This is a genomic window from Flavobacteriales bacterium (genome assembly GCA_016779935.1).
GTDB lineage: Bacteria > Bacteroidota > Bacteroidia > Flavobacteriales > UBA7312.
Window position 1 is genome coordinate 80,931 of record JADHMQ010000003.1, and the last position, 26,592, is coordinate 107,522.

At 35.5% G+C, this 26,592-nt stretch carries 26 protein-coding genes; 19 read left to right on the forward strand and 7 right to left on the reverse strand.

Annotation, left to right across the window (positions count from 1 at the left end; translation table 11 throughout):
- The first annotated feature begins 160 nt into the window (after positions 1 to 160).
- From miaB to groL, 7 genes are all read left to right on the forward strand, one after another.
- Entirely contained in the window at positions 161 to 1,606 is a 1,446-nt protein-coding gene (gene miaB / locus ISP73_03130; protein ID MBL6657581.1) for a tRNA (N6-isopentenyl adenosine(37)-C2)-methylthiotransferase MiaB, read from the forward strand.
- Complete coding sequence (locus ISP73_03135) at positions 1,603 to 2,754, forward strand: sigma-54-dependent Fis family transcriptional regulator (GenBank protein ID MBL6657582.1); 1,152 nt, start codon at positions 1,603 to 1,605, stop codon at positions 2,752 to 2,754. The genes miaB and ISP73_03135 overlap by 4 nt, the downstream gene beginning before the upstream one ends.
- 5 nt (positions 2,755 to 2,759) lie before the next feature.
- Positions 2,760 to 3,251: an LptE family protein gene (locus tag ISP73_03140; protein ID MBL6657583.1), complete on the forward strand. Its 492-nt coding sequence runs from the start codon at positions 2,760 to 2,762 to the stop codon at positions 3,249 to 3,251.
- Positions 3,245 to 3,967, forward strand: a complete 723-nt coding sequence (locus ISP73_03145; GenBank protein MBL6657584.1) for a hypothetical protein — start codon at positions 3,245 to 3,247, stop codon at positions 3,965 to 3,967. Before ISP73_03140 ends, ISP73_03145 begins: the two co-directional genes overlap by 7 nt.
- Before the next feature lie 5 nt (positions 3,968 to 3,972).
- The gene (gene secG / locus ISP73_03150) at positions 3,973 to 4,308 is read left to right on the forward strand and encodes a preprotein translocase subunit SecG (protein ID MBL6657585.1); all 336 of its coding nucleotides are present in this window, start codon (positions 3,973 to 3,975) and stop codon (positions 4,306 to 4,308) included.
- A gap of 126 nt (positions 4,309 to 4,434) precedes the next feature.
- Positions 4,435 to 4,704, forward strand: a complete 270-nt coding sequence (locus ISP73_03155) for a co-chaperone GroES (GenBank protein ID MBL6657586.1) — start codon at positions 4,435 to 4,437, stop codon at positions 4,702 to 4,704.
- Positions 4,705 to 4,715: 11 nt separating this feature from the next.
- The gene (gene groL / locus ISP73_03160; protein MBL6657587.1) at positions 4,716 to 6,347 is read left to right on the forward strand and encodes a chaperonin GroEL; all 1,632 of its coding nucleotides are present in this window, start codon (positions 4,716 to 4,718) and stop codon (positions 6,345 to 6,347) included.
- Positions 6,348 to 6,423: 76 nt separating this feature from the next.
- On the opposite strand, the gene ISP73_03165 is transcribed toward groL, so the two are convergent.
- The 3 genes from ISP73_03165 to ISP73_03175 all read right to left on the reverse strand — a co-directional run bounded on the left by ISP73_03165 (position 6,424) and on the right by ISP73_03175 (position 8,551).
- On the reverse strand, positions 6,424 to 7,020 hold the full coding sequence (locus ISP73_03165) for a hypothetical protein (protein ID MBL6657588.1): 597 nt from the start codon (positions 7,018 to 7,020) through the stop codon (positions 6,424 to 6,426).
- Between the two features lie 141 nt (positions 7,021 to 7,161).
- Positions 7,162 to 8,172, reverse strand: a complete 1,011-nt coding sequence (locus ISP73_03170; protein ID MBL6657589.1) for a COX15/CtaA family protein — start codon at positions 8,170 to 8,172, stop codon at positions 7,162 to 7,164.
- A 7-nt stretch (positions 8,173 to 8,179) separates the two neighbouring features.
- The gene (locus tag ISP73_03175) at positions 8,180 to 8,551 is read right to left on the reverse strand and encodes a heavy-metal-associated domain-containing protein (GenBank protein MBL6657590.1); all 372 of its coding nucleotides are present in this window, start codon (positions 8,549 to 8,551) and stop codon (positions 8,180 to 8,182) included.
- Positions 8,552 to 8,611: 60 nt separating this feature from the next.
- Here ISP73_03175 and ISP73_03180 point away from each other — a divergent pair, with 60 nt between their 5' ends.
- The 10 genes from ISP73_03180 to ISP73_03225 all read left to right on the forward strand — a co-directional run bounded on the left by ISP73_03180 (position 8,612) and on the right by ISP73_03225 (position 17,414).
- Complete coding sequence (locus ISP73_03180; GenBank protein ID MBL6657591.1) at positions 8,612 to 9,484, forward strand: DMT family transporter; 873 nt, start codon at positions 8,612 to 8,614, stop codon at positions 9,482 to 9,484.
- 76 nt (positions 9,485 to 9,560) lie between these two features.
- Positions 9,561 to 10,088: a 50S ribosomal protein L21 gene (rplU, locus tag ISP73_03185; GenBank protein ID MBL6657592.1), complete on the forward strand. Its 528-nt coding sequence runs from the start codon at positions 9,561 to 9,563 to the stop codon at positions 10,086 to 10,088.
- Positions 10,089 to 10,112: 24 nt separating this feature from the next.
- Positions 10,113 to 10,370 carry a 50S ribosomal protein L27 gene (rpmA, locus tag ISP73_03190; protein ID MBL6657593.1) on the forward strand — a complete coding sequence of 86 codons (258 nt, stop codon included), beginning with the start codon at positions 10,113 to 10,115 and terminating at the stop codon, positions 10,368 to 10,370.
- 99 nt (positions 10,371 to 10,469) lie between these two features.
- The gene (gene serS / locus ISP73_03195; GenBank protein ID MBL6657594.1) at positions 10,470 to 11,741 is read left to right on the forward strand and encodes a serine--tRNA ligase; all 1,272 of its coding nucleotides are present in this window, start codon (positions 10,470 to 10,472) and stop codon (positions 11,739 to 11,741) included.
- Complete coding sequence (locus ISP73_03200) at positions 11,741 to 12,265, forward strand: hypothetical protein (GenBank protein MBL6657595.1); 525 nt, start codon at positions 11,741 to 11,743, stop codon at positions 12,263 to 12,265. Before serS ends, ISP73_03200 begins: the two co-directional genes overlap by 1 nt.
- Positions 12,266 to 14,083: a tetratricopeptide repeat protein gene (locus ISP73_03205; GenBank protein ID MBL6657596.1), complete on the forward strand. Its 1,818-nt coding sequence runs from the start codon at positions 12,266 to 12,268 to the stop codon at positions 14,081 to 14,083.
- The gene (locus ISP73_03210; GenBank protein ID MBL6657597.1) at positions 14,080 to 14,376 is read left to right on the forward strand and encodes a DUF4286 family protein; all 297 of its coding nucleotides are present in this window, start codon (positions 14,080 to 14,082) and stop codon (positions 14,374 to 14,376) included. Before ISP73_03205 ends, ISP73_03210 begins: the two co-directional genes overlap by 4 nt.
- A 1-nt stretch (position 14,377) precedes the next feature.
- Entirely contained in the window at positions 14,378 to 15,142 is a 765-nt protein-coding gene (gene rsmA / locus ISP73_03215) for a 16S rRNA (adenine(1518)-N(6)/adenine(1519)-N(6))-dimethyltransferase RsmA (GenBank protein ID MBL6657598.1), read from the forward strand.
- On the forward strand, positions 15,142 to 16,491 hold the full coding sequence (mgtE, locus tag ISP73_03220; GenBank protein ID MBL6657599.1) for a magnesium transporter: 1,350 nt from the start codon (positions 15,142 to 15,144) through the stop codon (positions 16,489 to 16,491). The genes rsmA and mgtE overlap by 1 nt, the downstream gene beginning before the upstream one ends.
- The gene (locus ISP73_03225; GenBank protein ID MBL6657600.1) at positions 16,488 to 17,414 is read left to right on the forward strand and encodes a hypothetical protein; all 927 of its coding nucleotides are present in this window, start codon (positions 16,488 to 16,490) and stop codon (positions 17,412 to 17,414) included. Before mgtE ends, ISP73_03225 begins: the two co-directional genes overlap by 4 nt.
- A gap of 3 nt (positions 17,415 to 17,417) precedes the next feature.
- Here the strand turns inward: ISP73_03225 and ISP73_03230 are convergent, their stop codons facing one another.
- From ISP73_03230 to ISP73_03240, 3 genes are read right to left on the reverse strand one after another with little or no spacing between them, the layout of a single operon-like run.
- Positions 17,418 to 19,127 carry a T9SS type A sorting domain-containing protein gene (locus ISP73_03230; GenBank protein ID MBL6657601.1) on the reverse strand — a complete coding sequence of 570 codons (1,710 nt, stop codon included), beginning with the start codon at positions 19,125 to 19,127 and terminating at the stop codon, positions 17,418 to 17,420.
- 34 nt (positions 19,128 to 19,161) lie between these two features.
- Positions 19,162 to 20,397 carry an aspartate kinase gene (locus tag ISP73_03235; protein ID MBL6657602.1) on the reverse strand — a complete coding sequence of 412 codons (1,236 nt, stop codon included), beginning with the start codon at positions 20,395 to 20,397 and terminating at the stop codon, positions 19,162 to 19,164.
- Positions 20,397 to 20,870: a GNAT family N-acetyltransferase gene (locus tag ISP73_03240; protein ID MBL6657603.1), complete on the reverse strand. Its 474-nt coding sequence runs from the start codon at positions 20,868 to 20,870 to the stop codon at positions 20,397 to 20,399. Before ISP73_03240 ends, ISP73_03235 begins: the two co-directional genes overlap by 1 nt.
- A gap of 82 nt (positions 20,871 to 20,952) precedes the next feature.
- Between ISP73_03240 and fbp the strand changes: the two genes are divergently transcribed.
- Positions 20,953 to 21,951 carry a class 1 fructose-bisphosphatase gene (gene fbp, locus ISP73_03245; protein ID MBL6657604.1) on the forward strand — a complete coding sequence of 333 codons (999 nt, stop codon included), beginning with the start codon at positions 20,953 to 20,955 and terminating at the stop codon, positions 21,949 to 21,951.
- Positions 21,948 to 25,268 (forward strand): transcription-repair coupling factor, encoded by a 3,321-nt coding sequence (gene mfd / locus ISP73_03250; GenBank protein MBL6657605.1) that lies wholly within the window; start codon positions 21,948 to 21,950, stop codon positions 25,266 to 25,268. Before fbp ends, mfd begins: the two co-directional genes overlap by 4 nt.
- A gap of 8 nt (positions 25,269 to 25,276) precedes the next feature.
- Here mfd and ISP73_03255 read toward each other — a convergent pair whose 3' ends face one another.
- Entirely contained in the window at positions 25,277 to 26,518 is a 1,242-nt protein-coding gene (locus ISP73_03255) for an ABC transporter permease (protein ID MBL6657606.1), read from the reverse strand.
- Positions 26,519 to 26,592 lie beyond the last annotated feature (74 nt).

Below are 26,592 nucleotides of genomic sequence, written 5' to 3' on the forward strand. Positions count from 1 at the left end.
AATTTTGGTGCAAATATATTACTCCTTTACCCAAATTTCCAAACCATGACATTGTATAATCTCAATTATATTATTATATAATATAAGATTTTTGAAAAAAATATTTTCTGTCAATTTGTCAGTTTTTATTAATTTTGCAGACTAATACTGAAGTAGATTTATGAGCGAAGAGAAAATAATTGATGCCAGCAGACAAGGAGAAGCCCTATCGATTGAAAGCCATTCAAAGAATAGCAAAAAGATGTATATTGAAAGCTATGGGTGTCAAATGAACTTTTCTGATAGCGAAATCGTAGCGTCAATTTTAAGCAAAGAAGGGTTTTCGACAACGCCAAACCTTGAAGATGCCGATATCGTATTTGTAAACACTTGCTCTATACGTGAAAAAGCTGAGCAGACCGTTCGTAATCGATTGAAAGTGTATCGCGCAATCAAGAAAAAACAAAATCCAAAAATGCTTGTAGGCGTATTGGGCTGTATGGCGGAACGCTTAAAAGATAAATTTCTTGAAGAAGAAAAATTAGTCGATATGGTTGTTGGTCCTGATGCATACCGCGATTTACCAAACCTCATCGATGAAGTTACTGACGGAAGAAAAGCAGTAAATGTTATTCTTTCTAAGGAGGAGACTTATGCGGAAATTAGCCCCGTTCGATTAGGCGGAAACGGTATTACCGCTTTTGTCTCAATCACTAGAGGGTGCGATAATATGTGCACGTTTTGTGTTGTTCCCTTTACTAGAGGAAGAGAAAGAAGTAGAGACCCTAAAAGTATTGTTCAAGAATGCCAACAACTTGTAAACGATGGCTATAAAGAAGTAACGCTTCTAGGACAAAATGTTGACTCATACCTATGGCATGGGGGTGGATTAAAGAAAGACTTCAACAAGCTCAGTAAGGAAGAGCAAGAAAACAGCACAAACTTCGCTCAACTGTTAGCAATGGTGGCAGAGGTAAGCCCTGAACTCAGAGTACGTTTTTCAACCTCTCACCCTAAAGATATGCAAGACGATGTGCTTCATACTATAGCTGAATACGAAAACATCTGTAACTATATTCACTTGCCAGTACAATCTGGAAATAGTCGTATTTTAGAATTAATGAATCGTGGCTACAGCAGAGAATGGTACCTCAACAGAATAGAATCTATCAGAAAAATTATTCCTGATTGCGCTATTTCTATGGACATTATTTCCGGCTTTTGTTCTGAGACTGAAGAGGAACACCAAGATACACTCAGCCTCATGGACATTGTAAAATATGACTTTGGCTATATGTTTAGTTATTCCGAACGTCCAAACACACAAGCTCAAAGAAAGTTTGAAGACGATGTTCCAGTAGATGTAAAGAAAAGACGTTTGCAAGAAATTATTGACAAGCAAATGGGACATTCATTAATTAGAAACCAAAATCATGTAGGTAAAACTCACAAAGTTTTAGTTGAAGGTGTATCCAAAAAATCCAAAGAAGAATTATTTGGAAGAAATACTCAGAATACAGTTGTTGTTTTCCCTAAGGAAGACTACAAGATTGGGGACTATGTTTTAGTTGAAGTAGACCAATGTACATCTGCAACCCTAAAAGGTAAAGCAATAAAAAAAGCATGACGCTACATCAAGACATAAAACAACGTTTTGGTATTGTTGGTCAATCCAGCAAGTTAGAGCGTGCTATAGAAATTGCGGTTCAAGTTGCTCCAACTGATATCTCTGTCTTGATAACAGGTGAAAGTGGTACTGGTAAAGAATCTATGCCTAAAATCATTCACCACAGTAGTCAACGCAAACACAACAACTATATAGCGGTAAATTGTGGAGCTATTCCAGAGGGCACTATTGACAGTGAACTTTTCGGTCATGAAAAAGGAGCATTTACTGGAGCTAGTGACAAAAGAAAAGGGTATTTTGAAGTAGCCAATGGCGGCACTATTTTTCTGGATGAAGTAGGTGAATTACCAATGAGCACACAGGTTAGACTCTTAAGAGTTCTTGAAAGTGGTGAGTTTATGAAAGTTGGGTCTAGCGAACTCATTAAAGTTGATGTTAGAGTAGTCGCCGCTACCAATGTTAACATTGAAAAAGCCATTCAAAACGGCAAATTCAGAGAAGACCTCTACTACAGGCTCAATACTATAAACATTAAAATGCCTTCTTTAAAAGAAAGAAAAGAAGACATTCATCTTTTGTTTAGAAAATTTGCTGCCGACTTCGCCGACAAATACAGAATCCCTGCCATAAGACTAAATGAAGAAGCCATAGATTTATTGGAAAGTTATTCTTGGCCAGGAAACATTAGACAACTGAAAAACATTTGCGAACAAATTTCTGCAGTTGAACAAAACAGAAGCGTTGACAAAGAAACATTGAGCCATTACATTCCAAAAGAGAATGCTACTCCAGTATTATTTGGAAAAGGAAAGGCTGAAAACGATTTTTCAGAAAGGGAGATTTTATATAAAGTCCTCTTTGATATGAAAAATGATTTAAATGATTTGAAGAGGGTTACCAAAGAGTTAATGGAAGGCAATGTGGTTGTTCCTGAGGAAAATACATTAAAAGAAAAATTCTTCATTCAGCCAAAGGAAGAAGCATCCCAAAAATTGCCTGAGAAAGAAATCTTGACCCTGCAAGAACAAGAGAAAATTCTAATCGAAGAATCTTTAATTCGACATCAAGGCAGACGAAAGGATGCCGCTGACGAGCTAGGTATTTCAGAACGAACACTTTACCGAAAAATTAAAGAATACTTACTTTGAAAAACGTGAAAAAATACATAGCAATACTATCCTTAGCAATTAGCTCCTGTGGAGTATATACATTTTCTGGGGCATCAATTTCTTCTGATGTAAAGACTGTTAACATTCAATTTTTTGAAAATAAAACTGCTCTTTCACCGTCCAATTTATCAAATAACTTCACAGAAGCTCTTAAAGACAAATTATCTTCTGAAACAAACCTTAATCCAGTATCATCAGATGGAGACTTAACTTATTCTGGATATATTTCAAATTATGTTATAAAACCCATAGCCATTCAGGCTAATGAAACAGCTGCTAAAAACAGATTAACCATTTCTGTTAGAGTAACTTTTACCAATAGCGTACAGGAAGAATATAATTTTGAGAAAACATTCAGTCGATATGCAGACTACGATAGTAGTGATGATTTTAAATCGGTAGAAGAAACTTTAAACGAAGAAATTACCGAGCAATTGATAGATAATATTTTTAACGAATCCATTTCAAATTGGTAAATCTTCAAGAGAAATATACACAATGGGTTAAGCAACCACATACTCTCAAAAGAGAGGATTCAGAAACTTTAAAAGAATTGGTTGATAAATACCCTTTTTGCCAGACTAGCCGATTGCTTTACCTTAAAAGTTTACAAAACATAAATAGCATTCATTTTAACCAAAGTTTAAAGGTTACAGCTGCCCACGCTTCTGATAGGCATCAGCTGTTTCATTTGCTTACCGAAAAGAAATCGAAAGTAGAAAAGAGTAAAATTAAGAACGTTGACAAAATTGATTCACAAAAAACTGATGAGACACCCAAAGAAGTCATTAAAGAATCATTAAACATCGGTCAACCTTTAGAGTTTGAAAAAGAAGAAACACACTCCTTTAGTCAATGGTTAAAACTTAGTCAGGCTAAACCAATAGTAAGAGAAAAAGAAGAAAATAAATTACAGGAAAAGGTTAGCCTTATTGAAGACTTTATTGCCAACAGAGAAAGAAAACCGCAAAAGAAAGAATTTTACTCGGCTACTAATCAAGCCAAAAAAAGTGAGAAATTTGAATTTGATATTGTTACAGAAACCCTCGCTAAAGTATATCTAGAACAAGAACATTACGAAAAAGCCAAAGAAGCATATCGTCAACTTTGTTTGAAATATCCCCAAAAAAGTTCTTTATTTGCATCCCAAATTGAATTAATCGATCAATTAATTGATCAAAACAATAAATAAGAGTTATGTACACTATATTTTCAGTTCTAATCATCATCACATGTATTCTGCTTCTTTTAGTAGTATTAGTTCAAAATCCTAAAGGCGGTGGTCTTTCGGCAACTTTTGGTGGTGGAAATCAGGTAATGGGTGTCAAAAAAACAGCTGACTTTTTAGAAAAAGCCACTTGGTATTTAGCTATAGCACTATTATTCTTTTCATTAATGTCTAATTTAAGTATTTCGTCAACTGTTGATGAAAACGGTCAAAATGAATCTATTATTCAAGAGCAATTAGACGAAACGCCAATACCCACTCAGAGTTTACCAGCACTGCCAATTCAGGAAGCACCTGAAGAATAGTCATATACTTTCTGACATAATTTCAAACTGGCTGAAAAAAAGTCATCAAATCTATAAAGTGTGTCCTTGTGGCACACTTTTTGTCTTAATACTAAATGTCGAACATTAACAATTAAATTTAATCTTATGAATGTAAAACCACTAGCAGACAGAGTATTAGTAGAACCTGCACAAGCTGAAACTACTACAGCTTCTGGAATTATCATTCCAGATACTGCACAGGAAAAACCACAAAAAGGCACAATTGTTGCCGTAGGTGATGGCAAAAAAGACGAGCCACTAACAGTAAAAGTTGGCGATACTGTACTTTATGGAAAGTACTCGGGAACAGAACTAAAATTTGAAGGAAAAGACTACATGATTATGAGAGAGTCTGATATCCTTGCAATTATTTAAAAAATTAAAAAATGGCAAAAGAAATAAAATTTGATATTGAAGCAAGAGATGCCCTAAAAAGAGGTGTTGATGCTCTTGCAAATGCAGTGAAAGTTACGTTAGGGCCACAAGGCAGAAATGTTGTGATTGACAAGAAGTTTGGCGGTCCATCCATCACAAAAGATGGTGTATCTGTAGCTAAAGAAATAGAGCTAGAAGATACTATTGAAAACATGGGTGCTCAGATGGTAAAAGAAGTGGCTTCCAAAACAGCTGATATTGCTGGTGACGGAACAACTACTGCTACAGTTTTGGCTCAAGCAATTGTTTCTAACGGACTTAAAAACGTAGCTGCCGGAGCAAACCCTATGGATTTAAAAAGAGGTATTGACAAAGCAGTTGCTGTTGTTGTAGAAAACCTTAAAGCCCAGTCACAAGAAGTGGGTGACAGCATAGAAAAAATCCAACAAGTAGGTGCTATTTCCGCCAATAATGATAATGCTATCGGCTCACTAATTGCAGAAGCAATGGATAAAGTAAAGAAAGAAGGCGTTATCACTGTTGAAGAAGCTAAAGGAACGGACACTTACGTAGAAGTTGTAGAAGGCATGCAGTTTGACAGAGGGTACCTATCCCCTTACTTTGTTACTAATGCAGAGAAGATGCTTGCCGAAATGGAAAATCCATACATTCTTATTTACGACAAGAAAATTTCTAATATGAAGGATTTACTTCCTGTATTAGAACCAGCAGCACAGTCAGGAAAGCCATTATTAATAATCGCTGAAGATGTAGACGGTGAAGCACTCGCTACCTTAGTTGTAAATAAAATGAGAGGCTCTCTAAAGATTGCTGCTGTAAAAGCTCCAGGATTTGGAGACAGAAGAAAAGCAATGCTAGAAGATATTGCTATCCTAACAGGAGGAACTGTAATTTCTGAAGAAAGAGGGTTTAAACTCGAAAACGCTACACTAGATATGCTTGGAACAGCTGAAAAAGTGAGTATCGACAAAGACAATACGACAGTTGTAAATGGTGCTGGTGAAAAAGAAAATATTACAGCTCGCGTAAACCAAATCAAAGCTCAGATAGAGACTACTACTTCTGACTACGACAGAGAAAAACTACAAGAACGATTAGCGAAACTAGCTGGTGGTGTAGCGGTACTTTATGTAGGTGCTGCCTCTGAGGTTGAAATGAAAGAGAAAAAAGACCGTGTAGATGACGCACTTCACGCTACTAGAGCTGCTGTTGAAGAAGGTATTATTGCAGGTGGTGGAGTTGCTCTTGTAAGAGCTGCCGATTCCTTAAGCCAATTAAAAGGCGATAATGCTGACGAAAACACTGGTATTCAAATTGTAATAAGAGCTATAGAAGAGCCTTTGAGACAAATTGTGGCTAATGCCGGTAATGAAGGCTCAGTAGTTGTCTCTAAGGTAAAAGAAGGAAAAGCAGACTTTGGTTACAATGCTAAGAAAGAAAAATATGAAAATATGTTCGAAGCTGGTATAATTGACCCAACAAAAGTAACGCGAGTAGCTTTAGAAAATGCCGCCTCCGTAGCAGGCATGTTACTTACTACAGAATGTGTGCTTGCTGATATACCTGAAGATACTCCTCCAATGCCTCCAATGGGTGGCGGTGGTATGCCAGGAATGATGTAAGATTATATAATCATTAATAAAAAAAGGCTCAATTAAATTGAGCCTTTTTTTATTAATAACTTAAATAGGAGAACTCTTACCTTTCTAAAGTCATTCTTTTTTCTGCTGATCCATCACTATAGATATAAATTAAAGGCTGATTTTGTATGAATGGAACTCTTCTACCTTGTAAATCAAGAACATCTAATAATTCTCTTTTTTGAATATTAGATTTAATGACTTTATTATTATAGAAATATGAAATGCTATTAAAAAAATCAGAAAATATTGTGTCATTAATTACTATCGTATCACCAATCACATCAAAATCATCTATATCAGTGCCAGTAAATGTAGAGTTTTCTAATTCGGAAATTAATTCATTTAAATCATTACCGAAATTATTAGTTAGAAAATCAATGACGTCATCTAGACTCAAAAATTCAAGTTCGTCAGAGTCCGAATCATCTTCAAAATCTGAGTCGAAAGATAAATCATCACAATTGAAAAACAATTGTAAATCAGCATCATTAAATTCTCCATCGTTATTGAAATCAATTTGTGAAAGATTCTCGTATTCCTCAAACGAAATTATGAAATCTTGACCTCCACAATCAAAGGTGTAAGTCTCTTCTGCCTGAACTATTACTAGAGTGGTTAAAAAGGCAATTAATGAAAGGATTGGTTTTTTCATAGTCTAAATGTTTATAAATTAATAATTAAATTAAATCACAACAAATTTAGTCATTTAGCACATTAATGAAAAGAAGGTGTTATTTACAATCTTACCATTTCAAAGGTTTTTTTAACGCAATAAGTTAGTATATTACTAAAATTAATGATGACTCTTAGTCCTAAACACCTGTAAACTTAGATTTCCAAATAGAATAGTAGCAAACACCAAATGAGCCGTTTGTACTAAGCCAGGCATATTAAAGTGTGCTAAAAGAACACCTGACAACAATTCTATAAGAAGAATAGCATATAACCATCGAACAATTCGATACTTCTTGTTTCTTTCATTTTGGTAAGCAATGAACGTCAGTAAAACCAAAACAAACCACGAAAAACTACGATGAATGAAGAAAGGAACACTTAAATACTCCGTCCACTGTTCACGTCCAATACCCATACGCGTCAACTCATCAATAGACTCTCGAACTTGTGTGCCTAAAAACAATTGCACAACTGTAATTATAAAACACAGCCAAATCAAATTAAAATTCAGTTTATTAAACAAAAGATTATTCGATTGACTTGGAGCAACTAATCGAATTATATACAATTGAATAAAAATAATTAGTAAGGCAAAAAATAGATGAACTGTAATTGTCCAAGGCACCAAATTAGAGGCTACTACAATAGATCCAAACCAGGCCTGAAAGGCCATGAAAATAAGATTAATGAATGACAGAAACAGTAAAACCCTATGCTTTCTGTAAAATAAAACTATCCAAGCAAAAATGAAAAGCACCGAGTTACCTGCCAGAAAGCCAAACAATCGGTTAATGTATTCCGTCCATGTTTTGCGAACATTAAAGTCTTCTTCCTTTGTAAGGTTAGGATCATTTTGCATCTGAGTCGCCACATCGGACATGCCAATAGCAGACAAGAATTTCCCGAACTTTACTACTTTTTCTTGGCGTTGCTCCACGAATTTTTCTTTGTAATTATCTGGCACTTGACTAATATCAGTGGGAGGAATCCATTGATCAAAGCACTTAGGCCAATCGGGACAACCCATACCACTACCAGTAATTCGCACAAAGCTACCAGCAATAACCACCAAAAAAATGAGGACTAAAGCCAGCCAATTAAACCGAACAAAACGTTTAGAAAAATTCATTTAAAAATTAATGCGTGTCAATTTTCACTTGCTCAACAGCTTGCAGAATTTCTACTTCTACCGAACTTACAGTGTACAAACTATCCTTAAGTGTATTAATTAAATCAATCATAGCATACTCGCTTATTAAACTATTATCATAATCTACAACAGCCAGCTTACTTTCAAAATCTACTTCGGCCTTTACAACACCCTCTAATTTCTCAAGTTCCTCGTCAATGTAAGCTGCACAGCCAACCTGACAGCTCATACCATCAATTATAAATTCAGCTTTTGCATCAGCTAAAGCCATAACTTCAGATTCAACATTCGAAGTAGTGTTTTGTCCACAGCTAACAAGAACTAAGATTGATAAGAGAGTTAAAAAGTTTTTGAACATAATTTTATATTTATAATAGGTTACAAAAATACTAACATATCTTCGCAAAAATTATTGTTTGTGTCATTATCTAACAAAAAAGTTTTTACGTGGCTTCTACTTATCCTGCTCGCCTTCATTTGGGGAAGCTCCTTTATTCTCATGAAAAAGGGACTTATTGTGTTTAATGACATTGAGGTTGCACAATTAAGAATGGGTATCGCATGGCTTAGTTTATTGCCCTTCGTTTGGAAAAAGATTGCTAAAATCGAGAAGCGTCACATATTGCCAATAATCATTGTAGGCTTGTTTGGAAACGGAATACCTGCCTTTTTATTTACCAAAGCACAAACGTATCTTGACAGTTCACTTGTTGGTATTTTGAATGCCTTAGTGCCTATATTCACATTTATAATTGCCGTTTTCTTATTCAAAAACAAAGTGAAAAGGAGTCAGGTATTAGGAATTATTATTGGACTTTGCGGAGCAGTATCGCTTATTGCATACGGAGGAGTGAATTTTGAAAACATGAACTATTCCTATTATGTCATTGCTGCGACATTGTGCTATGCCATAAGTTTAAACACCATCAAAAATTCATTGCAAGACATGTCTGCTATTGACATCTCTGGCTTGGCATTTTTTGTTATCGGACCATTCTGTTTGTTAGCACTCTATTTTTCAGACTTTAGTTACAAAATGGAAAACAGTGAAGATGCTCTTACAGCTTTTCTCTATATAGTTTTATTATCTACAATAGGCACTTCCATTGCTCTTGTTGCTTTTAATGTTTTAGTAAAGAATACAACGGCAATATTCGCTTCATCGGTAACATACCTCATTCCAATAGTTGCAATTTTTTGGGGCTTTGTGGACGGTGAAAATATTACGCTGAACCACTTCCTAAGTATAGGTATTATTTTAGGAGGCATCCACCTAGTAAACAAAGGGTAATTTTATTTTGCAAGTTGTTGATTAATTATTACATTTGCACCCCACAAAAAATAGTGGATTAAAAAAAACATTTAGAATGTATGCAATTGTAGAAATAGCAGGGCAACAATTCAAAGTTGAAAAAGACCAACAAATCTTTGTTCATCGTCTAGATAGCAAAGAAGGTTCTAAAGTTGAATTCGATAAAGTTTTATTGATTGACAATGGCGGAAAAATAAATGTTGGCGCCCCAGCTATCAGTGGTGCAAAAGTAACTGCAAAAGTGCTTGGCCACATGAAAGGTGACAAGGTAATTGTCTTCAAAAAGAAAAGGAGAAAGGGATACAAAGTGAAAAATGGTCACAGACAATCGTTTTCTCAAATTGAAATTCAAAGCATTGTTGAAAAAGGTGCTTCTGCCAAAAAAGCTACTCCAAAAGAAGAAGCTAAGCCAGTAGAAAAAAAGGCAACAGCAGCTAAAGCAACTGCCAAAAAAGATGCAGCTCCTAAAAAAGCAGCACCAAAAAAGGCAGTGGCAGCAAAGCCTAAAGCAGCAGCTAAAAAGCCTGCCGCTAAAAAAGCAACAACTGCTAAGAAGACAGCAGCTAAAAAAACTGACAAATAGTTTAACATATAAAAATCAAATACTATGGCTCATAAGAAAGGTGTAGGAAGTAGTAAGAACGGAAGAGAATCAGAAAGTAAACGACTTGGCGTGAAGATATTCGGTGGTCAAGGTGCTATTGCTGGAAACATTATCGTTCGTCAAAGAGGAACTAAGCATCATCCAGGTGAAAATGTTGGTATTGGTAAAGACCATACTCTTTTCGCATTAACCGATGGTATTGTTCAATTTACTAAGAAATCAAACAATCGTTCATACGTATCCGTAGACCCTATTAACTAAAAGGTAGCGTATTAATAAAATAGTTAAACTCCCTGCTTTTTAAGTTAGGGAGTTTTTTTTGATTAAGAATGTTATTTTTGTAATTCTAGAAACACAAGCATGTTACAGATCAACTACATAAGAGAACACAAGACAGAAGCATTAGAACGCTTAAAAAAGAGGAATATTCATGCAGATGAACTCTTTAATGAAATTATCAGCAAAGATGATTTAAGAAAAGATACACAAAGTAAGCTTGATAATATTTTGTCTCAGTCCAATCAAATTGCCAAAGAGATTGGACAATACTTTAAAAATGGTGAGAAAGAAAAAGCCGAAGAAGCTAAACTGAAAACCGTAGAACTTAAACAAACGAGCAAGTCATTAGGTGAATTGCTAAATAAAGTCAGTGACGAACTCACTGATTTACTTACTCAAATTCCGAATGTTCCTCACGAAAGTGTTCCTTCCGGAAAATCTGCTAACGATAACGAAACTGTATCTCAAGAAGGTGACATTCCTAAACTTCATGAGAATGCCCTACCACATTGGGAATTAGCACAAAAATACGACCTCATAGATTTTGAATTGGGCAATAAAATATCTGGTGCAGGGTTCCCTGTTTATAAAGGGAAGGGTGCAAAACTACAACGTGCTTTAATCAATTATTTCTTGGATAAAAATACAGCAGCAGGCTATCAAGAAATCCAACCTCCACATCTTGTTAATGAAGCCAGTGGATTTGGCACAGGGCAACTTCCTGACAAAGAAGGACAAATGTATCACATTACCGTTGATAATTTATACCTAATACCAACTGCCGAAGTTCCCGTTACTAATATTTTTAGAGATGTAATCGTAAAAAGCGAAGACTTCCCTATAAAATACACAGCATATACCCCTTGCTTTAGAAGAGAAGCAGGCTCTTACGGAAAAGATGTAAGAGGACTAAATCGACTGCACCAATTTGATAAAGTAGAAATTGTGCAAGTGCAAAAACCTGAGCAATCCTACCAAACACTAGACAGCATGGTAGAACACGTTACTCAAATACTAAGAGAACTTGAGCTGCCGTTCAGAATATTAAAACTTTGCGGTGGAGACATGAGCTTTACCTCTGCCCTAACCTATGACATGGAAGTGTATTCAGCTGCTCAAGAACGATGGTTGGAAGTGAGCTCTATTTCAAATTTTGAAAGCTATCAAGCAAATAGACTCAAACTGAGGTATAAAGACGAGAATAAGAATAATATACTTTGTCATACACTAAACGGAAGTGCTCTAGCATTACCTAGAATAGTAGCCTCATTATTAGAAAATAATCAGGACGAAAAAGGAATTAGAATACCTAAAGTTCTTGTTCCTTACACTGGATTTGAATACATATACTAATGAAATACTTTTTAATACTTTTAATTGCTACAGCAATAGGCTGTGCCAACTCCAACTTTCAAAGCGAGAAAGAAGCAATCAATGATTTAATAATCAAGTACGACAGCTTATTTACTTCAGTAAAAAGTATTGATATCTCATCGGCTAAGCCCAACCTAAAGAAATACAATGAATCGCTAGAATATTCTAAAGCTCAACTTAGCACAGGATCCAAACCAAGTTTGAAAACGATGAACTTCATGAACGATATGAAGTTGATGAAACGTCAATTCAAAAATGCATCTATAACAAAGAAAAATCTTCTATCAAATACAGTAAGAAATCAAGAACAACTGAACAATCTATTAAACGATATTGATAACGGCATTTTTGAAAAAGACGAAATCAATCTTATTTTAACTAGAGAAAAACAGGCTATTGAAGAGGTGTCAAACTCACTAATTCAATTTGAAGAAACCTTTAATAATGCTGAAAGTCGTTTTGACAGTCTTTATCAGCTATCCAAAACTTTCCAATACAACTAAATGAAGTGGCTAGCAACATTAACCTTAACACTCATTTTATGCTTTCAAGCATACACACAATCCAATAGCGATTTACGAATTGCTAATAAATATGCCTACAGCGGACAATGTACCAATGCGATTGAGATGTATGAAACATTTGAATCAAAATTAAGCCTTCAAAAATACTATCCTAATTATCTTAAATGTTTGCTTGAAGAAAAGAAATATACTGAAGCCATTACACTAGTTAAAAAAGCAAGAAACAAATACCCCAATCAAATCATATACATCTTTGACCTTGGACTAGTCTATAAGCAGAAAGGCGACAAATACCGAGCAGACAAAGAGTTTAGGAAAAGTTTGGATAATCTCAGGACCGGCAGAACTAATGATGTGAATGCATTAGCTTCTAAATTCTCAAAGAATGGCGAAAGCGAATGGCTTTACAAAGTTTACCAAAGGGGACAAGAATTAAACCCCAATTATGAGTTCGGCTTCCAACAAGCATCTTCTCTAGCAAATTTAGGTCAAACAGAGAAAATGATAGGCGTTTACCTTGACCTTATTGAAAAAAATCCAAACAACTTAAACACCGTAAAAATTAAACTCCAAAACAGTTTGGGACGAACAAAAAGCAGCAAAGACAATTACGACTTATTGCGAAAAAAACTTTTGCTTCGAGTACAAAAAACAAATAACAGCGAACTTACCGAGTTACTTATTTGGCTATACATTCAATCTAACGAATACGATGCTGCCTATATTTATACTAAAGCCCTTGACAAACGATTGAAAGAAAATGGCGATCGCATGTTCGATTTAGCCTATGTGGCCTATGAAAATAAAGCCTATCAAAGTGCTATTAAATGCTATCAGTACATTGTCAACTTAGGTACTGAAAACCCATACTATAAGGATGCCAAAATATCGGAGTTGATTGTAGCTGGCGAAGCACTTGTGGAAACAGACTATACTAATGATGAATTGCTAGAACTTGACAAAAATTACCAATCCGTAATTAGTGAGTTGGGTCAAACAAGAGAAATGGTCTATTTGATGAAAGACTACGCTAAAATAAAAGCCTTCTATTTATACGACTACCCCTCAGCAATTCAGCTTCTTGAAAAATCCATTCAATTGTTAGATGACGGAAAGCTACAAGCAGAATGTAAACTCATGCTAGGCGATATTTTACTAATTACAAATGAAGAATGGGACGCTATCTTGCTATATTCACAGGTAGAAAAATCGTTCAAAGAAAATCCCATTGGTCATCAAGCCAAGTACAATCGTGCTAAAGTATCTTATTATCAAGGTCAATTTGATTGGGCTCAAGCTCAACTCGACGTTTTAAAAGCATCAACAACAAAGCTTATTTCGAACAATGCTATGAAGCTATCCCTTTTTATAACAGATAATTTAGGGCTAGACACCTCTGCAATGGCAATGAATATGTACGCAAAAGCAGATCTTTTAAGCTTTCAAAACAAACTTGACGAAAGCTTAAATCTACTTGATAGTATGCTCAGTATTTTTCCAGGACATACACTTACAGACGACATTATTTTCAAAAAAGCCGATATTCATTTTAACCGAAAAGAATACGCTAAAGCAGCAGCACTATATGAAAAAGTAGCTACTGACTTCTCGTATGATATTTTAGCCGATGATGCTTTATTCAATTGGGCAGATTTACTTGAAAATAAATTGGATAATAAAGAAAAAGCTATGGAGATTTTTGAGAAAATTGTCTTAGACTATTCTGATAGCATATATACAAGCGAAGCTAGAAAACGATTTAGAAACTTAAGAGGTGATGAAAATATTGAATTATGATACTATATAACGTAACAGTAAGTTTAGACCCAAGCATCCATACCGATTGGTTAGAATGGATGAGAAATGTTCATATTCCTGAAGTAATGGCAACAGGCTATTTTGTTGAATATAAAATCTGTAAATTATTAGTAGACGATGAAATTACCTATGCCATACAATACAACTGCGAAAGTCTAGAAAAGCTTAACGAATATCAAGAGAAACATTCTCCTGCACTACAACAAAAGCATAAAGACAGATATAAAGGTAAATTTGGTGCATTCCGAACCTTATTAGAAATCATAGAGTAAGATGAGCAAAGTAAGAGCAAAAAAACACCTAGGACAACACTTTCTTACCGACTTAGAAATTGCTCAAAATATAGCTTACAGCTTAGATACAAACCGTCACCAGTCAATATTAGAGGTAGGCCCGGGTATGGGTGTGCTTACAAAGTATCTATTAAATCTTGATTCGGAAGTTTTTGTAATTGAGATAGATAAAGAATCCGTACGCTACCTTAAAAATCACTTTCCAAAGTTAGAAAACCATATCATTGAAGGTGATTTTTTACAATTGCCTATCGAAGAAATTTTTGACGATAAGGTCGGAATTATTGGCAATTTCCCTTACAACATATCCTCACAAATACTTTTTAAAGCGCTCGACCATAAAAACACCATAACAGAAATTGTGGGAATGTTTCAAAAAGAAGTAGCTGAAAGGGTAGCCTCTCCTCCAGGCAAAAAAGCCTATGGAATAATTAGTGTTTTATTACAATGCTACTACGATATTGAGTACTTATTTACCGTCAATGAAGACGTCTTTGACCCTCCGCCAAAAGTAAAATCTGCCGTCATTAGACTAAGACGAAACCAAAGAAAAGACCTTCCGTGTGATGAGAAAAAATTCATACGAACAGTAAAGACGGCTTTCTCGATGAGAAGAAAGACTTTGAGAAATGCTTTGAAAAGTCTTAACTTGGTGGACGAAATAAAAGCAAAAAAGTTTCTGGACTTAAGAGCAGAACAACTTAGTGTGGAAGACTTTTTTGAACTAACAGATTGCTTTGAATGATGAAGTTTGACCTAACAAAAGACTATTTAAGTGAACTAAACTCGCTTATTGACAGCAAAAAAGCGACCTCTGTTTTGTCATTAATAGAAGAATGTCACCCTGCTGATATTGCTGAAATTCTTGACCAACTTGACTTCGAAAATGCTAGTTTCCTTTTTGAGCTTTTAGAAGACGAAATTGCAGCAGATGTATTAGTAGAATTAGAAGATGACCTTCGTGAGGAATTACTTAAAATACATTCCCCAAAAGAAATTGCAGAGGAATTTGTGGACAACCTTGATTCTGATGATGCTGCCGATATTATTTCTGAGCTTCCTGAAAATAAAAAGCAAGAAGTACTCTCTCATATTGAAGACCAAGAACACGCTAGTGATATCGTAGATTTATTAAAATACGACGAAGATACTGCTGGTGGGCTGATGGCAAAAGAGCTGATTAAAGTCAATACTAATTGGTCGGTAATGCGTTGCGTGAAAGAAATGCGTAAACAAGCCGAAGACCTTGACTTTGTATACACCATTTATGTCGTGAACGACAACAACATCCTTCTTGGAACATTATCTCTTAAAAAGCTATTATTAACCGATTCTAAAGCTGTGATTTCTGGCATTATGAAAGAAGACATCATTAAAGTTGATGCCACATTAAGCCAGGAAGAAGTTGCCCACACTATGAACAAATATGACCTTATTGTATTGCCTGTTGTTAATAATAAAGGTCAGCTTATTGGTCGAATTACTGGTGATGATGTAATGGAAGTGATGAAAGAAGAAGCCGAAAAAGATTATCAAATGGCATCTGGTATTTCTGAAGATGTAGAGTCAAGCGATAGCGTATGGGAAATTACTAGAGCTCGATTGCCTTGGCTACTAATTGGTATGGTCGGCGGACTATTCGGCGCAAAGGTCATTGGTATTTTTGACATCGAAAAAAATTACGAAATGGCGTTTTTCATTCCGCTAATTGCAGCGATGGGCGGAAACGTAGGTGTACAATCTGCTGCTATCGTTGTGCAAAGTTTAGCTAGTGGCGCTAGCTCATTAGGAAATATTTCTCAACGACTGATAAAAGAATTAGGCGTTGCCCTTGTTAATGGCATCATTTGCTCGACTATTATTTTATGCTCATCATACCTTCTAGGCTATGGCTTTGACTTAAGCTTAACGGTAAGCATTGCACTCTTGTCTGTAATTATATTCGCAGCACTATTCGGTACTTTTATCCCATTAACACTTAACAAATACAAGATTGACCCAGCACTAGCAACCGGTCCATTTATTACCACAGTAAATGACGTTCTTGGGCTATTCATCTACTTCCTTATTGGTCAGCTGATATTATCCATATGAAAAAAGTTCTTTTTGTTGACACCGTTCATCCCATCCTTTGGGAGGAATTAGAAAAAAAAGGATATCACTGCCTTGAAGCATACGACTTAAGTAAAGAAGAAGTAAAAGCCATAAGTTCAGATGTTTACGGTATAATCATACGTTCACGATTTAAAATTGACGCCTCTTTTTTAGAGTCTTGCCAAGAATTACGCTTTGTAGCTCGTGCAGGTTCTGGCATGGAAAATATTGATGAATCATACGCCACATCAAAAGAAATTGCTTGTTTGAATGCTCCAGAAGGAAATCGACAAGCCGTTGCTGAACACGCTTTGGGAATGCTTCTAAGCCTATTCAACACCCTAAATACTGCCGACTCAGAAGTAAGACAAGGACTTTGGAAAAGAGAAGAAAACAGAGGCGTAGAACTAAGTGGAAAAACGCTAGGCATAATCGGCTACGGACATAATGGCTCAGCCTTTGCAAAGGTTCTGAGTGGCTTTGGAGTTAAAGTCTTAGCCTACGACAAATACAAAAGCAACTATTCAGAAAAAGGGATTGAAAGTGATATGCAAACTATCTTTGAGGAAGCCGATATCCTTAGCTTGCACATTCCTTTGACAAACGAAACACATCATTTAGTCAATGATGAATTTATAATGCAATTCAAAAAACCTTTTTACCTCATCAATACCTCTAGAGGACAATGTGTAAAAACTGCCGACCTCTTAGACGCTATGCAAGAAGGCAAGGTTTTAGGAGCTTGTTTGGATGTATTGGAAGATGAAAAAACATCCTTCGAAAAGCTAGAAAACTCTAAGGATTTCCAGCGACTTATTCAGTCAAAGAATGTCATCCTCTCCCCTCATGTGGCTGGCTGGACGGAAGAAAGCAAATTAAAACTAGCACAAGTTCTTCTGCAAAAAATTAAAGGTTTAAAATAAGCCTTAATGCAAGATTAGACGTCTTGTTGCCATTTTATTAGCCGAGCTTAATTTCAAAACATACAGCCCTTTTTTCAAATGCGATAAATCCAGATGCTTGTTCAAATGAGTAAACTTTGAAAAGGATTGTTCACTATAAACTACTTTACCCAATGTATTAATAACATCAATAGCAAATACTTCTCCTGCTTCCATATCTTGAACATCTATTGAAACTACACCAGAGCTAGGGTTTGGAAAAACGCATAGAGTCTGAAAGGTATTTTCAGCTATGTCACCACCACCATACTGAACAACCATAGTACTGTCTATATTAGTACATCCATTAGTATCCACTACTTCCAAAATAATCCACCTTTCAATAGCTACACATCCAAAAGATGACAGCCCATAATCATACGTTAGAGCAATAGATGAATCACTAGATGAGTCACATGGAGAATAAGAATCTTTAATAATATAATTATAAGACTGAAAGGACTCAACTGTAGTTAAATAAATTGACTGAAAACTATCATAATCAATATTAGTATAATTAACCAATCCATTTTCGTTTTCATACAATGTGTCTCCCTCATATATTCCAATAAAAGTTATCTCTGGTTTTACATAGTCCACCACTACCATAGCTGTATCGTAATAACACAAATTATGAGCCTCTATTTGAAATACAGTATCACTCTCCGGAAACACCAACAATTGCTGCGTGGTATCTGCCGTATTCCAAGAAAAGTAATCGGCACCACTTACTTGAGCCTCTAAGAGCAAACTATCGTCGTCATGACAATAAACAACGTATTCTTCTAACTGAATAGAAATGCTGTCATCGTTATATAATTCAATGCTATACGTTAAGGTATCGCTGTTCACTATAGTATCTTCAGCAGACCACGCCTTAAAGTGATACGTTCCTACTTGAGACAAATCCAATTCTTCAGAAAAGACAAATGACAAGCTATCTCCTTTAGCAACACTTTGGCTAAGTGTATCACTCAAAAGTAAAGTGTCGTTAGATTGAAAAAAGACTATTAGGCTATCTATCGTATTTGAATAACTTATGTTTTTTATCTGTAAAGTAATGCTTTCATTTTCACCCAAAACACAAGACGAACTGTCAAACTGAAGAGCTGATAATTCTACTTTAGTTTGGCAAAAACTTTGGTTGGTGTTTATGTGTCCAAAACTAGACACCGACGAAAGCCATACAAAGGAACTGTCCAAGCTGCCTTGTAACTGCAAACTACTTCCAATAGGGTCTGCATTTTGAGATACGCCAATATCAGTAGAAACTGAACCAGAAAAAGGACCGTTGGTCGCCGTAATAATCCCCTCATAACTTATGAACTGAATCAATGTGTCATCGCAAACATTGTATAAGGCTACACCATCCCCTTGCGTTGATGAACCATTTTGAATAGACGACTTAGGGTAGAATAAAAAACCCATACCACAATCACTATCAGGCATAATGGTATCTAAAGTGATAGTTGAATAATATTCTCCATTATTACCATTAACGAAGTATACTTTATAACAGGACAAATCGGTGCCAGATAAAGCAGCAATTTCTATGCCTTCCAAAGTATCTCCCCCTACATTATCGTAATGAAGTTCATTTATTAAAACAGTAGTTGAATCGTTTAGCACAAATGGATTTTGAGAAAATATCACGCACGGAAAAAGCATGACTGCTAGTAGGTGTAAGAGTTTCATAGTTGAATGGATTTGACAACTAAATTAAATAAAATTAGTACACAAATTGGACAGTATGCCTACTTTTTTGCTCAAATACTATTGATTTATCACTTATTACCTTTGTGATATCTTCTTCGCTATAATGTCTAATGGTGCAAAGTGTTAGAGCCTCATTGTATTTCACCAAATACTCCGATTGCAGTTCACTAATTAGCGCTGGCACTTTCTGAACGTCATTGTCGGTACAAGCTGAAAAGCTTACTGCCGAATTTTGCATAACATTAATCCTTAATCCGTGTTTTGAAAATAAAGCGAAAATATGGCTCATGTGGTCTTCCACAATAAAGGATAAGTCCTTTGCAGATATGGAAATCAAAATCTGATTTTCTTTAATAATAAATGAGGGCAAAAAAGGAATCATCTCTGCATCTTCAAAAATGATTGTGCCTTCATTGCTAGGATTTAAAAATGACTTTACTCTCAATGGAATATTTTTTTCTTTTAATGGCTGAATGGTTTTAGGGTGTATGACTTTAGCTCCAAAATAAGCCAACTCTATTGCCTCAGAAAAAGACAATTGATTGAGCAATTTAGCATCTTCAAAAAAACGCGGATCAGCATTTAGCATCCCATCAACATCTTTCCAGATAACAACTTCCTCTGTCTCCAAAACGTAAGACAATATAGCTGCTGTAAAGTCAGAACCCTCACGCCCCAAAGTAGTGGTAAAATTCTCTGAGGTACAGCCAATAAATCCCTGAGTGATGTACACCCCCTGCGGCGAAATGACTTTGTGTATCAAGTCTGTGGTTAACTCCCAATCTATTCGAGCATTTCTATAAGTATTATCTGTTCTGATAATATCCCTAGCATCCAGCCAATAATTAGCATAATTTTCTTGCTTAAGAAAGGCACTTACAATCTTAGTAGACAATAATTCCCCAACAGAAACAATTTGGTCATACTCAAAATCATATGTAGATGTCGGAGAATCCTCAATAGCCCATTCGATTTCAACAAATAAATTATTTACCTCATCAAAAATGGAATGATTTTCTGGAAATAGTTCTTTGATAATATCATAGTGAAACCCTTTAACATCTTCTAATGAAGGAGACAGTCCGTTTACATAGTCATTGACCACGACCTCTAACATATTGGTCGTTTTACCCATTGCAGAAATAACAACAACCTTATCGGAACTGGCATCTTCTTTTAAAATAGAATACACATTCCTTATGCCCTTAGCATCTTTTACCGAAGCTCCACCAAATTTATATACTTTCATTAGAGTGTAAACTGTTTAAGCTGTTCATGAGTGAGTTTCCCATTATACCATTCTGCACTAATATCAGAATTATATTTTTCATAAAATCGAATAGCGTTTTTATTCCAATCCAATACTTGCCAAGTCATTCCTTTCACATCCAATTTTTTAGCAATACGGATAGTTTCTTCAAAAAGTAATGCCCCTATGCCTTTATTCCTATACGACTCTTTCACCACAAAATCTTCTAAAAAAAGAAAACGCCCTTTCCACGTTGAGTACCTAATAAAATAAAAGGATAAGCCAATAATTTCGCCCTCTTGCTCCGCCACAATAAACCAATAATAAGGATGTTTTCCGAAGCCGTCTTTCTCCAAATCCTCCAAGGTAACCGTAACTTCATTTAGGGCCTTCTCAAAGTCAGCCAATTCCTTAATTAGCTCCAAAACTGAGGGGAGATCTGATTTCACCCCTTTTCTAATTACTACATCCATAATGACAGAAGGCAAAGTTAATTATTTTTGGACGCTGTTTTTTATTTAAAAATTCGATATTTGCTAAATATTTAATGTTGAAATGAGCAAAATCACAACACTAGCAGAATTTATTACTGAACAACAAATTCTAAAACCCGAAGCTACAGGAAATCTTACTCGATTATTGTACGATATTTCAATAGCTGCCAAAATAGTAAATAGAGAAATTAATAAAGCTGGTTTAGTAGATATATTAGGTGAGGTAGGTGATGAAAATGTACAAGGAGAGACCGTTAAAAAACTAGACATTTACGCCAATGATGCTTTTATTTCTTCTTTAAACGCTGGCGGACAATGTGCTGCTATAGCTTCTGAAGAAAACGAAGACATAATTGTTTTAGATGGTACTAATGCTGAAAAAGGAAGATACCTCGTCTGTATGGATCCATTAGACGGCTCATCAAATATTGATGTAAACGTTTCAGTAGGAACAATCTTTTCAGTTCTAAAAAGAAAAGAAACAAATGTAAAAGTAACGGAAGATGAATTTTTTGTAGCAGGAACAGAACAAGTAGCTGCAGGCTATGTCATCTATGGCTCATCAACCATGTTGGTATATACTACTGGTAATGGGGTAAATGGATTTACTTTAGACCCATCCATTGGTGAGTTTTGCCTTTCACATCCAAATATAAAAACACCTTTAAATGGAGAGATTTTCTCTATCAATGAAGCTAATGAAAAAGTGATGCCTGAAGGTGTTAGAAAATACGCACAGTTCTGCCACGAAACAAAAGACGGAAAACGTACACATACTGCTCGTTTCATGGGTTCATTAGTTGCTGATTTCCATAGAAATATGCTTAAAGGTGGAATTTATATTTACCCTAATACCAATGCTGCTCCTACAGGTAGGCTAAGACTTTTATACGAATGCTCACCACTAGCATGGATTATCGAAGAGGCAGGCGGAAAAGCATCAGACGGCTTTAAGAGAATTATGGACATCAAGGCAAACGATTTGCACCAAAGAGTGCCCTTCTTTATTGGCTCAACGGAAATGGTTGAGAAAGCCGAAAAATTCATGCAGGATAATTGAAATCAACGGAGCTAAAAGACATTTATAAAAACCATCCGTGTTTTACCTCAATAACGAAATGTTTCGAGGAAAATTCCTCTGCAAAATACCACATCAAAAATTTAGTCGGTGCTCAAAGTGTACTAATTGCTACACAAAGCGTTAAGTCCATAAAACGCCCACAATTTTTCATTTTAAACGACAAAGAAGAAGCGGCTTATTTCCTTAATGACTTAGAAACATTACTTCAAAAAAAAGCACTCTTTTACCCAAGCTCATACCGAAGACCTTATCAGCTTGAAGAAACGGATAATGCTAATATCCTTTTAAGAACTGAAGTATTAAACAGTCTAAACCATAGAAACCTACCCATAATAGTAAGTTACCCAGAGGCTATTTTTGAAAAAGTAATTAGTCAAGAACAACTCAAAAAAAATTCACTGGACATACAAGTCAACGACACTATTTCAATAGACTTTTTAAACGATTGCCTACAAGAATATCATTTTGAGCTAGTCGACTTTGTTATTGAGCCTGGACAATACTCTATTAGAGGAGGTATTGTAGATATCTTTTCGTTTTCAAATGAATTACCATATAGAATTGAGTTTTTTGACGAAGATGTAGAAAGCATTAGAACATTTGACATTAATACTCAACGCTCTAAAGACAAACAAAAAAAAGTTAGTATAGTTCCTCGATTTCCTGTTTTCAGCGATAACGCACAAGAAAGTATTTTAGAGTTTCTGCCAAAAAACTCCAAGATATGGATAGTTGATACAGATTCTACTAGACAAAAATTAAATGACCTTTACGAAAAAGCAACTACACATTTCGACACCATAAAAGACAATACAGTAAATCATATTGAACCTAAAAAATTGTTTTTAGATGGCGATAATTTCATCAAACAATTGCATGGCTTTGGAGTCGTTGAGTTTGGCAATCAATTTTATTTTGAAGCCAATGAATCTTATGAATTCCGTTCATCCCCTCAACCCGTTTTCAATAAGCAGTTTGATTTATTAATTGACGATTTAGAAGATTCTCATAAAAAAGGCTACAATAATTTTATTCTATGCTCGGGTAAAGAACAAATAAATCGATTCGATAGTATTATTCAAGATTTTGAAAAAGAAGTTTATTTCACTCCTTTACTTCTAAGTCTTAGTAAAGGCTTTATTGATCATCAACAAAAAATATGCTTTTATACTGACCATCAGATATTTGAACGTTATCATAAGTTCCATTTAAAAACAAGCTTCGCCAACAAAAACGCCATTACCCTTCAGCAACTCAATAGCCTTCAACCTGGCGATTATGTCACTCATATTGACCATGGTATCGGAAAATTCGCTGGCTTACACACTATTGATATAAATAATAAAAAACAAGAGGCAATAAAGCTGATTTACAAGGATAATGACACCTTATTCATCAGCATTCATTCCTTACATAAAATTGCTAAATATAGTGGTAAGGATGGTGCAGAGCCTAAGACAAATAAATTGGGTTCAGGAGCTTGGCAAAAGACAAAAGCAAAAACAAAAAGCAGGGTTAAAACCATTGCTTACGACCTCATCCAGCTTTATGCTAAACGTAAGGAACAAAAAGGCCATGAGTTTTCTCCCGATAGCTTTTTACAACATGAACTTGAAGCCTCGTTTATGTTTGAAGATACGCCTGATCAATACAAGGCAACACAAGATGTGAAAAAAGACATGGAGCATAGTATGCCAATGGATAGACTCATATGCGGTGACGTTGGCTTTGGAAAAACTGAAATTGCCATACGTGCAGCCTTTAAAGCAGTAGCAGACAACAAGCAAGTCGCTGTATTAGTTCCGACTACTATTCTGGCTATGCAACACGCTAAAACGTTCAGAAAAAGACTGAAAGGACTTCCTTGTAAGGTCGATTATATTAACCGATTTAGAACAGCCAAAGAACAAAGGGAAACGCTGAAAGCCGTAGCTGAAGGTGAAGTTGATATCCTTATTGGTACACATAGAATTGTTGGTAAAGATGTATCCTTTGATGATTTAGGTCTACTCATTATTGATGAAGAACAAAAGTTTGGTGTTGCAGTGAAGGATAAGTTAAAAACCTTCAAAGCCAATGTAGATACCCTAACACTAACAGCAACACCCATACCAAGAACTCTACAGTTTTCATTAATGGGGGCTCGAGACTTATCCGTAATAAATACTCCGCCACCAAATAGATATCCAGTTGAAACAGAAATATGCACTTTTGATGAAGAAACAATTAGAGATGCCATCAGTTATGAAATTTCTAGAGGTGGTCAAGTGTATTTTGTTCATAATAGAATAGAAAATATAAAAGAAGTTGCTGGACTGATTCAACGCCTTTGTCCTGATGCAAAGATTGGTATTGGTCATGGGCAAATGGACGGAAAGAAGCTAGAAGAACTAATGGTTTCATTTATGGAAAATGAATTTGATGTTTTAGTTTCAACAACAATTATCGAAAGTGGTTTAGATATTCCCAATGCCAACACTATCATCATAAATAATGCTAATACTTTTGGGTTGAGCGACTTACATCAGATGCGTGGCCGTGTCGGAAGGTCCAACAAAAAATCATTCTGCTACCTCATCTCCCCACCTAACTATTCATTAACTGCAGACGCCAGAAAACGACTCAACGCATTGGAACAGTTTTCTGAATTAGGTAGTGGATTTAATATTTCTATGCGTGACCTTGACATCAGAGGTGCTGGTGATTTACTTGGAGCAGAACAAAGCGGATTTATTAGTGACATCGGCTTTGAGATGTATCAAAAAATTCTCGATGAGGCTATTTCTGAATTGAAAGAGGAAGAATTTAAAGAGCTATACGCCGATGAAAAAAATGAAGATACTTTCATTGAAGATTGTCAACTGGATACTGATATGGAAATACTTATTCCAAACAATTATGTAAACAGTATTAGTGAGCGACTTAAACTTTACAATGAACTGGGTAGCTTTGAAACAGAAGAAGAATTAGTTGAATTCGAAGCGAAACTTACAGACAGGTTTGGACAGATTCCAGTCGAAGTAAATGAACTTATTAGATCGGTCAAATTAAGGAGGCTAGCGAAGAAAATAGGCTTCCAACGCTTATCCTTAAAGAATACTAATATGACGGGCTATTTCCCCTCACAAGATAGCCCCTACTTTCAGTCACCAACATTTGGAAAAGTACTTGACTACCTGAAGCATAATCATCAACATTGTGAGATGAAAGAATTGAAAGGTAAACTGATTTTTAGACTGAGAAAAATTGAAAGTATACAAGAAGCTATTGACTCATGTCAAAAGCTTATCTCGTAAAAGAATTTTTATCGTCTTATTGCTTCAACAGGGTCAAGCTTCGATGCAGACAGAGCAGGAACTATTCCTGAAACAATCCCTATAATAGCTGAAACTGATAATCCCAAAAAGATGTTTTCAATAGTTAAGACAATTTCAAAGTCTGAAAAATTGTTGATGATTGCAGTCAAAATAAACACAAGAAAAAGGCCCAAAATGCCTCCAATCAGACACAAAAAAACAGACTCAAATAAAAATTGATACAAAATGAAGCTATTCTTAGCTCCAAGTGATTTTTGAATACCAATTAGCTTGGTTCTTTCTTTTACGGAAACAAACATGATGTTTGCAATACCAAACCCCCCAACAAGGATTGAGAACCCACCAATAATCCAACCTGCTAAGCCTATTACTGAGAAAAGACCATCAAGTTGATTGCTTATCAAACTAATTTCGTTCATGGCAAAATTATTAGGCAGTGTTGGTTTCAATCGGCGTATTGACCTCATAATACCAGAGAGCTCATCTTTCATTTCTTCATTAGAAACACCAACCTTTGCCTTAGCAATAATTCTTGGATTACTACGTCTTTTATTCATTAGTCTTTGCCCAAAAGTGACTGGAACTACAACAGTATTATCAAGCGAATTGCCAGTTATATCTTCCCCCTCCAAAGAAAATACTCCTACAACAAGAGCTTTCTCGCCTCTGATTTTTATAGTTTCACCAAAGCTATCGTAACTATTAAACAACGCTCTTGCCACATTACTTCCGATTATAACCTGATTTTTTCCGCTTTCAATTTCTTGCTCGGTAAAATACCGTCCATTAATCAAATCAAAACTTCTAATATCTTTCCAGTCATAAGAGACGGCAAGAACATCTACACCTTCAATACTATTATTGCCATATTTTAAGGTTCGATTGGCACTATTCATAAATGCTATCGCTTGTGACTTTTGAGACTTAGCCGACAATTTTCGCATCTCAGAGATTTCAACCTCTGGTCTACTCATGAAATCCCACCATTTGTATTCTCCTCCGTCAGACGAACCCCAAGGCCATTTTTGAATGTAAAGCACATCACTACCCAATTTGTTGATGCTGTCTCTCACATTCCTCTCCAACGAATCAACAATTGTAAATACTGAGATAACGGCTAATATTCCGATGGTAACACCAAGGAGTGACAAAAAAGTACGCAACTTATTGTTAACAATAGCGTGCCATGCAAAACGAAGACTTTCAGAAAATAATCGAAATAAAATCATGAATGAAAATAGGTCACCAAAGATAAATAAAATAGTCTGAATGAAAGTTATTAACAAACGCTAAAAACCTTTTA

Excerpts from the sequence above, each read along its gene's own strand:
- miaB (MBL6657581.1), top strand. The coding sequence starts at position 161 with ATGAGCGAAGAGAAAATAATTGATGCCAGCAGACAAGGAGAAGCCCTA.
- ISP73_03135 (MBL6657582.1), top strand. The coding sequence starts at position 1,603 with ATGACGCTACATCAAGACATAAAACAACGTTTTGGTATTGTTGGTCAA.
- secG (MBL6657585.1), top strand. The coding sequence starts at position 3,973 with ATGTACACTATATTTTCAGTTCTAATCATCATCACATGTATTCTGCTT.
- ISP73_03155 (MBL6657586.1), top strand. The coding sequence starts at position 4,435 with ATGAATGTAAAACCACTAGCAGACAGAGTATTAGTAGAACCTGCACAA.
- groL (MBL6657587.1), top strand. The coding sequence starts at position 4,716 with ATGGCAAAAGAAATAAAATTTGATATTGAAGCAAGAGATGCCCTAAAA.
- ISP73_03165 (MBL6657588.1), bottom strand. The coding sequence starts at position 7,020 with ATGAAAAAACCAATCCTTTCATTAATTGCCTTTTTAACCACTCTAGTA.
- ISP73_03170 (MBL6657589.1), bottom strand. The coding sequence starts at position 8,172 with ATGAATTTTTCTAAACGTTTTGTTCGGTTTAATTGGCTGGCTTTAGTC.
- ISP73_03175 (MBL6657590.1), bottom strand. The coding sequence starts at position 8,551 with ATGTTCAAAAACTTTTTAACTCTCTTATCAATCTTAGTTCTTGTTAGC.
- rplU (MBL6657592.1), top strand. The coding sequence starts at position 9,561 with ATGTATGCAATTGTAGAAATAGCAGGGCAACAATTCAAAGTTGAAAAA.
- rpmA (MBL6657593.1), top strand. The coding sequence starts at position 10,113 with ATGGCTCATAAGAAAGGTGTAGGAAGTAGTAAGAACGGAAGAGAATCA.
- serS (MBL6657594.1), top strand. The coding sequence starts at position 10,470 with ATGTTACAGATCAACTACATAAGAGAACACAAGACAGAAGCATTAGAA.
- ISP73_03200 (MBL6657595.1), top strand. The coding sequence starts at position 11,741 with ATGAAATACTTTTTAATACTTTTAATTGCTACAGCAATAGGCTGTGCC.
- ISP73_03205 (MBL6657596.1), top strand. The coding sequence starts at position 12,266 with ATGAAGTGGCTAGCAACATTAACCTTAACACTCATTTTATGCTTTCAA.
- ISP73_03210 (MBL6657597.1), top strand. The coding sequence starts at position 14,080 with ATGATACTATATAACGTAACAGTAAGTTTAGACCCAAGCATCCATACC.
- rsmA (MBL6657598.1), top strand. The coding sequence starts at position 14,378 with ATGAGCAAAGTAAGAGCAAAAAAACACCTAGGACAACACTTTCTTACC.
- mgtE (MBL6657599.1), top strand. The coding sequence starts at position 15,142 with ATGAAGTTTGACCTAACAAAAGACTATTTAAGTGAACTAAACTCGCTT.
- ISP73_03225 (MBL6657600.1), top strand. The coding sequence starts at position 16,488 with ATGAAAAAAGTTCTTTTTGTTGACACCGTTCATCCCATCCTTTGGGAG.
- ISP73_03230 (MBL6657601.1), bottom strand. The coding sequence starts at position 19,127 with ATGAAACTCTTACACCTACTAGCAGTCATGCTTTTTCCGTGCGTGATA.
- ISP73_03235 (MBL6657602.1), bottom strand. The coding sequence starts at position 20,397 with ATGAAAGTATATAAATTTGGTGGAGCTTCGGTAAAAGATGCTAAGGGC.
- ISP73_03240 (MBL6657603.1), bottom strand. The coding sequence starts at position 20,870 with ATGGATGTAGTAATTAGAAAAGGGGTGAAATCAGATCTCCCCTCAGTT.
- fbp (MBL6657604.1), top strand. The coding sequence starts at position 20,953 with ATGAGCAAAATCACAACACTAGCAGAATTTATTACTGAACAACAAATT.
- ISP73_03255 (MBL6657606.1), bottom strand. The coding sequence starts at position 26,518 with ATGATTTTATTTCGATTATTTTCTGAAAGTCTTCGTTTTGCATGGCAC.